An 8,135-nucleotide genomic window follows, 5' to 3' on the forward strand; every position below is an offset into this window, starting at 1 on the left:
GCCATTTTTAACCAGGAATCAGGTCAGAAGGTCTTGCAGGGTGGCAAGGTTGTCAGCGTCTTCCACGGTTTTATCCTGCCGCCAACGCAACATCCGTGGAAACCGCACCGCAATCCCACTCTTGTGCCGCTTGGACAGGGCAATGCCTTCGAACCCCAGTTCAAACACCATGCTCGGGGTCACGCTGCTGACCGGGCCGAACTTTTCCACGGTGGTCTTGCGCACAATCGCGTCGACCTTGCGCATTTCTTCGTCGGTCAGGCCGGAGTAGGCCTTGGCAAACGGCACCAGCGTGCGTTCGCTGCTGGCCGGGCCGTCCCACACGGCGAAGGTATAGTCGCTGTATAGGCTGGCGCGTCGGCCGTGGCCGCGTTGGGCGTAAATCAACACCGCGTCGACGCTGAACGGGTCGACCTTCCACTTCCACCACACGCCCATGTCCTTGGTGCGGCCGACGCCGTAGAGGCTGTCGCGGGCCTTGAGCATCATGCCTTCTACGCCGAGGCTGCGGGACGCTTCGCGTTGTTCGGCCAGGTCTTCCCAGGTCGCGCCGGTCAACAGCGGCGACGCCCGTAATACCGGCTGGTTGCACTGGGCGATCACCTGTTCAAGCTGCGTGCGGCGCTCAGCCTGGGTGTGGTTGCGCCAATCGTCGCCCTGGTTTTCCAGCAGGTCGTAGGCCAGCACCGCAACCGGGGCGTCCTCCAGCACTTTTTTGCTCAGGGTCTTGCGGCCAATCCGCTGTTGCAGCAGGGCGAAGGGTTGCACCGCGCCTTTCCACACCACGATTTCGCCGTCGATCACCGTGCCGTCGGGCAAGCTGCTTACCAGGCTGTGCAGTTCGGGGAAACGCTCAGTCACCAATTCTTCGCCACGGGACCAGATCCACAGGCGGCCGTCGCGTTTTACCAACTGCGCGCGGATGCCATCCCACTTCCATTCCACTTGCCAGTCGGCGGGGGAGCCCAGCAAATCGTTGAATTGCTCCACCGGTTGCGCCAAGCCATGGGCGAGAAAAAATGGATAAGGCTGCCCGCCGCGTTGTGCATGTTCGTCGGGCGATTCGGCGGCGATCAGCTTTAGATAGCCTTGGGCCGTAGGACGGTTGGACAGATCGGTGTAGCCCACCAGTCGCTGCGCCACGCGCTTACTGTCCAGGTCGGCCATCGCGGCGAGGGCGCGGGTGACCAGTAGCTTGGACACGCCCACACGGAAGCTGCCGGTGATCAACTTGATGCAGACCATCAGGCTGGGTTGATCCAGTTGCGCCCATAACGCCGGTAGACGCTCGGCCAATTCCAATGGCGGCAAGCCACGCAGGGGCAGGAGTTTTTCCTCCAGCCACACCGCCAGGCCGTCCTGCGAGGTGTAGGTCGATTCCGGCAGCAGCAGGGAAATGGTTTCTGCCAGATCGCCCACTGATTGGTAGCTTTCTTCAAACAACCACGGCTCGATACCCGATGCTTCAGTGGCCATGTCCCGCAGCAGGCGCGTCGGAACCAGTTGCCGAGGGCGCCCGCCGGACAGGAAATACACGGCCCAGGCCGCATCTTCCGGCGCGGCATCGAGAAAGTAGGCCTGTAGCGCGGCCAGCTTGGCGTTGCTGGAGGTGGTGGCGTCGAGGTTGGCGTACAGCTCGGCAAAGGCCTTCATGCACTGGCCTCTTCTTCGTCGTCACCGTATTCAGTGGTGAAGCCCTGGGCATCCAGGCCTTTTTCCCGCAGATGGCGTACCAATACGCCGACAGACCCGTGGGTAACCATCACCCGCTCGGCGCCGGTTTGCTCGATGGCCCACAGCAGGCCGGGCCAGTCGGCGTGATCCGACAGTACAAAACCCCGATCCACGCCGCGTCTGCGTCGGGTGCCGCGCAGGCGCATCCAGCCGCTGGCGAAGGCGTCGCTGTAGTCGCCGAAACGTTTGATCCAACTGCTGCCGCCGGCCGAAGGTGGGGCGATGATCAAAGCCTGGCGCAGCAGCGGGTCGGTTTTCTTGAAGTCACCGGCGTACAGGGTTTCAGGAATATAGATGCCGGCCTCGCGGTACACCCGGTTCAACGGTTCGACCGCGCCATGGCTGAGGATCGGGCCGATGCTGGCGTCGATGCCGTGCAGGATGCGTTGGGCCTTGCCGAAGGAATAACAGAACAACACGCTGGCCTTGCCGGCAGCGATATTCGCCTGCCACCAATCGTTGATCCCGGCGAAGATCTGCGCCTGGGGCTGCCAGCGGTAGATCGGCAGGCCGAAAGTGGACTCGGTGATAAAGGTGTGGCAACGCACCGGTTCAAAAGGCGCGCAGGTGCCATCGGGCTCGACTTTGTAGTCACCGGATGCAACCCATACTTCGCCTTTGTATTCCAGGCGCACCTGGGCCGATCCCAAGACATGCCCGGCCGGGTGAAAACTCAAGGTGACGCCGTGGTGGATCAGTTGCTCGCCGTAGGCCAGGGTTTGCAAGTTGATGTCCTGACCGAGCCGCGAGCGCAGGATGCCTTCACCGGGAGCCGCCGCCAGGTAGTGTTGGTTACCGGTGCGGGCGTGGTCGCCATGGGCGTGGGTGATGACCGAGCGTTCCACCGGGCGCCACGGGTCGATGTAGAAATCTCCGGCGGGGCAGTAGAGGCCTTCGGGGCGGGCGATGACAAGGTCCATGGGCGTGCCGGGGGCGATGGGCTTATCAGGTAGGAGGCAAAGCGGTCACCACAAGTTCGATCTGATTCGACACCCTCCTGTAGGAGCCGGCTTGCCGGCGATGGCGTCCGCGAGGTCCCCATCGCCGGCAAGCCGGCTCCTACAGATTGGGTTGTGGCCGTGAAACCGGGTTACTTGCCCGGCGTCAGGGTCAACCGAGTTTTCCCATACACCTTCTCGAAGTTCTGCGGCTGCATCGGGAAGCTCAGGTATTGCGCCTTGAGCGACGGGTCGATGCCATTGGCATAGTTCGGGCTGGCCGGGTTGCCGGACTGGCCGATGCCACCCTGGCCCATCATCGGCTCCACCTGGCCGAAGTCGACGATCATGCGCAGCGCCGGCACCTGGGTGGTGGCGAAGTCCTGGCCCCAGCTATACGGCGCCGGGTTCAGGGTGTTGTGGTCGCCACCGGACGCCAGCGGACCGCGAATCACCTGGCCATTGGTGTTTTTCCAGGTGGTGGTATGCAACTTGCCCCACTGCCAGGCCTTGTGATCGGCACCCAATTGACTCTCACCCGCGCTGATCGCGGCGGCCAGGCTGCGGGCGAGGATCGCTGGTTTGTCTTCTTTCTGCGGGGTGCGCACGTCATCCCAGAATGGGCTGTCTTCGCGACCCAGCAAGTGGTCGGCCTGGGCGGCGTAGGACAGGTTGGCATTGCTGACAAACGCCTTCCAACTGGCACTGTTTTCCGGGCCGAGTTCGTCGAGGAAGATCTGCTTGGTGCTTTCCTGCAGGAACAGTTCATAGATCGCTGCGTCGGCGGAGGTGGATACCAAGCGGCCATCAAAGGCCATCAGGCGGCTCAGTGCTTCACGTGCCTTGGCCTGTTCGGTCGCCGGCAGCGCGTCAATCGCCTGTTTCAGCGGCTGGGCCATGCCTGGCGCCTGGAACATGGTCTTGAGCTTGGCGGCGAAGGTCGTGGTCTGGTCGTACTGCATGGCGATCATGCTGCGGCTGTCATGTTTGCCGGCATTGGCCAGTTGCGCCAGACGTTCGCTACGCTCCGGTGCATCCCAGGAGTTGGACAGTTGCATGCCATAACCGCGCGGGGCGGTGCGCTGGTTGGCGGTGCCGATCCAGCCTTGAGCCGGGTCCTGGTCATAGGGGTGCAGCATCGCGTCGGCGTAACCGTCCCAGTCAAAACGTGTGTCCCAGCCCGGCGACGGCAGCAGGCCCTCACCTTCACGGCGATTGGGGAAGCGCCCGGTGACTTGCCAGCCAATGTTGCTGGCGTCGGCGAAGATCATGTTCAGCGCAATGGCGCGTATCTCGCGAGTGGCGTCCGAGGCCTTGCCCGCGTTTTGGGCGCGGGACAGGTCGAAGAACGCGTCCAGGCTCTTGTCGTCCTTGAAGTCGGCGGTTTGCAGCGCCAAACCCAGGCCGGTGGTCAACGCCTGACTGCTGTTGAGCAGGGCGCCGTGGCGGGTTTCGTACACCACTTCGCGAATCGAGCGTTGGCCTTTGACGAAGAAGGTTTCGTTGCGCACACCGGCGGGTAGCCATTTGCCGTTGTTCTCGTAGTACAACGCGCTGCCCTGGCGTTTGACCTTTTCCAGGAACAGGTCCTGGGTGTCGCCCTTGACCGTGCTCATGCTCCACGCGACCTTGCCGTTGAAGCCGGACAGCAGTGTCGGCAAGCCGGCAATCGAGGCGCCCACGGCCTGGTATTTCGGTGCACGGATCTGCACGTAGCTCCACGGCGACGGCGCTTGCGGCTGGGCGGCGAGGTCGCCTGCCAACAGGCTCTTACCGCTACGGCTGCGTTGCGGGCCGATGGCCCAGTTACTTGAGGTGGTCACTGCCAGCGAATTGAGGCTGCTCAGTTGTTGGCTGACCGCGTCCAGCCCGACCAGACCGGTGATCTGCCCCAGGTTCACACCCTTGAGCTTCTCGGCCTCGGCCAACGGGATCGCTTCGTCCGGCGCGCTAGGCGTGAGCCAGGCGAGTTTGTCGACGCCGACTTTCTGCGCCAGCACCAGGGAGGCAATTTCTTCCTGCAGGTTGGCCGATTCGCTGAAATTCAGCAGGCAGAACAGCAGTGCCGAATCCTCCGGCTTCCAGTATTCGGGCTTGTAGCCGGTCTGGGCCAGTTCTGGCGGCAGCTTGTCGCGGTAGCGGAACAGGTAGGCGTTGACGCCCCGCGCATACACTTCGAAGAAACGCTTGAGGCGCGGGCTTGACGCGTTATACAGCTCGCCGGCGCTTTTTTTCAGGTTGACCGCACGCATGAACCGGTCGACATCCAGCACCTCGGGGCCGGACATTTCTGCCAGGCGGCCCTGGGCCAGCAGGCGCAGGGTGACCATCTGCGTGATGCGGTCACTGGCGTGCACATAACCGAGGCTGAACAGCGCGTCATGGAAGGTGTTGCTTTCGATCAGCGGCATGCCTTGGGCATTACGGCGCACGGACACATTCTGTGCCAGGCCTTTGATCGGCTGCACGCCGGCGACCGGGGGCAGGGTGTCCTGGGTGCTCTGGAGCTGGCAACCGGCCAGGCTTAAAGCACTGGCCACTGCCGCGGCAACGCCGAACCGGGAAAGAAAATGTGAGAGGGCTGGCGAGGCCATGGCAAAGCTCCTGCGGGGGGTAGCGTCAGTAAAGGCGCTACGTTAGTGAGCGCGGCGAAACGACGCAAGCAGGAGTTTGGGTTAACCGTTAGATCTTGAGTCTTGCACAGAATAATGTGGGAGCGGGCTTGCTCGCGAAGCCGGAGTGTCAGTCACTGAATATGTCGACTGACAGATCGCCTTCGCGAGCAAGCCCGCTCCCACATTTGGACCGAGCAAGGCTTCAACTCAGGATTTAGGCGGGTTCACCTTCTGCACCAGCTCATACGCCCGCACTGTTGCTGGCCGCTCCTTGATGCTGTTGAACCAGCGGTGCAGGTGTGGGAAATCTTCCAGGCGTTGGCTCTGCCACTTGTGGGAAACAATCCACGGGTAGATCGCCATGTCGGCAATGCTGTAGTCCTCACCCGCCACGAATGCACGGTCCGCCAAACGTCGGTCCAACACGCCGTAAAGGCGGGCGGTTTCGTCCACATAACGTTTGATCGCATACGGAATTTTTTCCGGTGCAAACTGGCTGAAGTGATGGTTCTGACCCGCCATCGGCCCCAGGCCGCCCATTTGCCAGAACAGCCATTGCAGCGCTTCCTGGCGACCGCGCAGGTCTTTTGGAAGGAACTGGCCGGTTTTTTCCGCGAGATACAGCAGGATCGCGCCGGATTCAAACAGCGAGATCGGCGCGCCGCCGTCGGTCGGGTTCTGATCGACGATGGCCGGAATACGGTTGTTGGGAGCGATCTTCAGGAAGTCAGGCTTGAACTGGTCGCCCTGGCCGATGTTGATCGGGTGCACCTTGTAGGGCAGGCCGGCTTCTTCCAGGAACAGCGATACTTTGTGACCGTTAGGGGTAGTCCAGTAATACAGGTCGATCATGAAGCTCTCCAAAAGTGGTGATGCTTGAGCGGATGCCTGTAGGTATAGGTAATGTTGGGCGTGCGAAATTTCAATGAAACATTTGCGCATACCCTTAGAAGCAAATCAAAAAGCCCCATCCACCAACACCTGCAGCGATTGCTGCGAACAGCGCTCGATGCGCGCCCGCACCCGATATACCTCGGCAAACAACAGCGGGTTGAGCACATCGTCCGCCGCACCGCTGGCGTACAAGCGGCCCTGGCGTAGCACGGCAATATGGTCGGCGAAGCGCGCGGCGAGGTTGATGTCGTGCAGCACCACCATGGCAATCAGGTTGTGTTCGCGCACCAAATCGCGCACGCAGTCCATGACTTTCAGTTGGTAATTGAGGTCGAGGGCGCTGGTGGGTTCGTCCAGCAGCATCACCTGCGGGCGACGCGCGATGAGCTGCGCGAGGCTGACCAGTTGGCGTTGGCCGCCGGATAGGGTGCTCAGCAACTGATCAGCCAAATGCGCGATGCCAATGCGCTGCAAGGCGTCGAAGGCCTCACGCAGGCAGGCGTCGCTGGACAAGGGAATGCCCTCGACATTCGCTACGCGCAGGGCGGCGATCACACTTTCCATCACGCTGAGGCTCAAGCCTGGCGGCAGGTTCTGCGGCATGTAGGTCACGCGCCGCGCGCGCTCGGCGACGGACATGGCCGACAGGTCAAGGTCACCCAATCGCACGACGCCTTGCATCTTTTCCAGCCCGGCCACAGCGCGCAGGAGGGTGGACTTGCCGGCGCCATTGGGGCCGATCAGGGCGGTCAGACTGCCGTGGGGCAGGGTAGGCAGGCTCAGGTCGTGCACGATCTGCCGGCGCCCGTAACTCACCTGGGCGTTTTGTACACTCAAACCTTCGCTCATAACTGCCTCCCTCGCTTGAACACCAGCACCACAAAAATCGGCACGCCCACCAACGCGGTGACGATGCCCACCGGCACAATCACGCCGGGCATGATCAACTTGCTGGCAATCGACGACAGCGAAAGCAGCAACGCGCCGGTCAAGGCGCTGGCCGGCAGCAGGAAACGTTGGTCTTCGCCCACCAGGATCCGCGCGATATGCGGACCAACCAGGCCGATAAATCCGATGGTGCCTACAAAGGCTACGGCGGTGGCCGACAACAGGCTGATGCGCAGCAACGAGAAAAACCGCAGCCGCTTCACGTCCACGCCAAAGCTTTGCGCGCGGTCCTCACCCATGCGCAACAGGGTCAGGCGCGGTGCGGCGATAAAGGAAAACGGCATGACGACCGCGACCACCAAGGCCAGGATGCCAAGCTTGTCCCAGTTGGCGCGGGTCACACTGCCGAGGGTCCAGAACACCAGTTGTTGCAGCACGTCTTCGGTGGCGACCAGTTGCAGCAAGGCCACCACCGCGTTGCAACTGAACACCAAGGCAATGCCGAACAGCACCAGGCTTTCCACCCCGGCCCCCCGCAGGCGCGACATGGCTTGCAGCAAAAACACCGAGGCCGCTGCGAAGATAAAGGCCGAGAGGGAAATCGCCGTGTTGGCCGACACCCACAGGGTTGTCACCGGAAACACAATCACCAGGGACGCACCCAACGCCGCCGCCGACGACACGCCCAAGGTAAATGGGCTGGCCAGCGGATTGTTCAGGATCGCCTGCATCTCGGCCCCGGCCAGCGACAACGCGCAGCCCACCAGCACCGCCATCAGTGCGTAGGGGAGACGCACGTTCCAGATGATCACCTGGTCGGTGGCGCTCAGATGCGACGGGTGCACAATCCCGTCAAGCAGCGCCAGCAGGCCCATGCCCGACGGACCGCTGGCCAAGTCCACCAGAATCGCGCACACCAGCGCAGTGCCGAGCAGGCCCAGCAGCCAGGTACGCCGCGCCAGCAGGCGGCGGTAGCCGTGGGTGGCGCTGGCGAGGTCGAGGGTTTGAGTGGTCATTGGGCTCACACAATTTCGAAAACAATAAAGATCTAAATGTGGGAGCGGGC

The 8,135-nt window shown here is 62.3% G+C and carries 6 protein-coding genes; all 6 read right to left on the reverse strand.

Annotated elements, in window-relative coordinates; genetic code table 11:
* Positions 1 to 18 precede the first annotated feature (18 nt).
* The 6 genes from HX793_RS13060 to HX793_RS13085 all read right to left on the reverse strand — a co-directional run bounded on the left by HX793_RS13060 (position 19) and on the right by HX793_RS13085 (position 8,085).
* The gene (locus HX793_RS13060; RefSeq protein ID WP_177096396.1) at positions 19 to 1,653 is read right to left on the reverse strand and encodes an ATP-dependent DNA ligase; all 1,635 of its coding nucleotides are present in this window, start codon (positions 1,651 to 1,653) and stop codon (positions 19 to 21) included.
* The gene (locus HX793_RS13065) at positions 1,650 to 2,654 is read right to left on the reverse strand and encodes a ligase-associated DNA damage response exonuclease (RefSeq protein ID WP_177061422.1); all 1,005 of its coding nucleotides are present in this window, start codon (positions 2,652 to 2,654) and stop codon (positions 1,650 to 1,652) included. Before HX793_RS13065 ends, HX793_RS13060 begins: the two co-directional genes overlap by 4 nt.
* 170 nt (positions 2,655 to 2,824) lie before the next feature.
* Positions 2,825 to 5,266 carry a penicillin acylase family protein gene (locus tag HX793_RS13070; protein ID WP_177096399.1) on the reverse strand — a complete coding sequence of 814 codons (2,442 nt, stop codon included), beginning with the start codon at positions 5,264 to 5,266 and terminating at the stop codon, positions 2,825 to 2,827.
* Between the two features lie 228 nt (positions 5,267 to 5,494).
* The gene (locus HX793_RS13075; protein ID WP_095014978.1) at positions 5,495 to 6,139 is read right to left on the reverse strand and encodes a glutathione S-transferase N-terminal domain-containing protein; all 645 of its coding nucleotides are present in this window, start codon (positions 6,137 to 6,139) and stop codon (positions 5,495 to 5,497) included.
* A gap of 105 nt (positions 6,140 to 6,244) precedes the next feature.
* Positions 6,245 to 7,030, reverse strand: a complete 786-nt coding sequence (locus HX793_RS13080; RefSeq protein WP_177050850.1) for an ABC transporter ATP-binding protein — start codon at positions 7,028 to 7,030, stop codon at positions 6,245 to 6,247.
* The gene (locus HX793_RS13085; protein WP_177096401.1) at positions 7,027 to 8,085 is read right to left on the reverse strand and encodes a FecCD family ABC transporter permease; all 1,059 of its coding nucleotides are present in this window, start codon (positions 8,083 to 8,085) and stop codon (positions 7,027 to 7,029) included. Before HX793_RS13085 ends, HX793_RS13080 begins: the two co-directional genes overlap by 4 nt.
* Between the last annotated feature and the right edge of the window lie 50 nt (positions 8,086 to 8,135).

Source organism: Pseudomonas reactans (assembly GCF_013387025.1).
Classification (GTDB): domain Bacteria; phylum Pseudomonadota; class Gammaproteobacteria; order Pseudomonadales; family Pseudomonadaceae; genus Aquipseudomonas; species Aquipseudomonas reactans.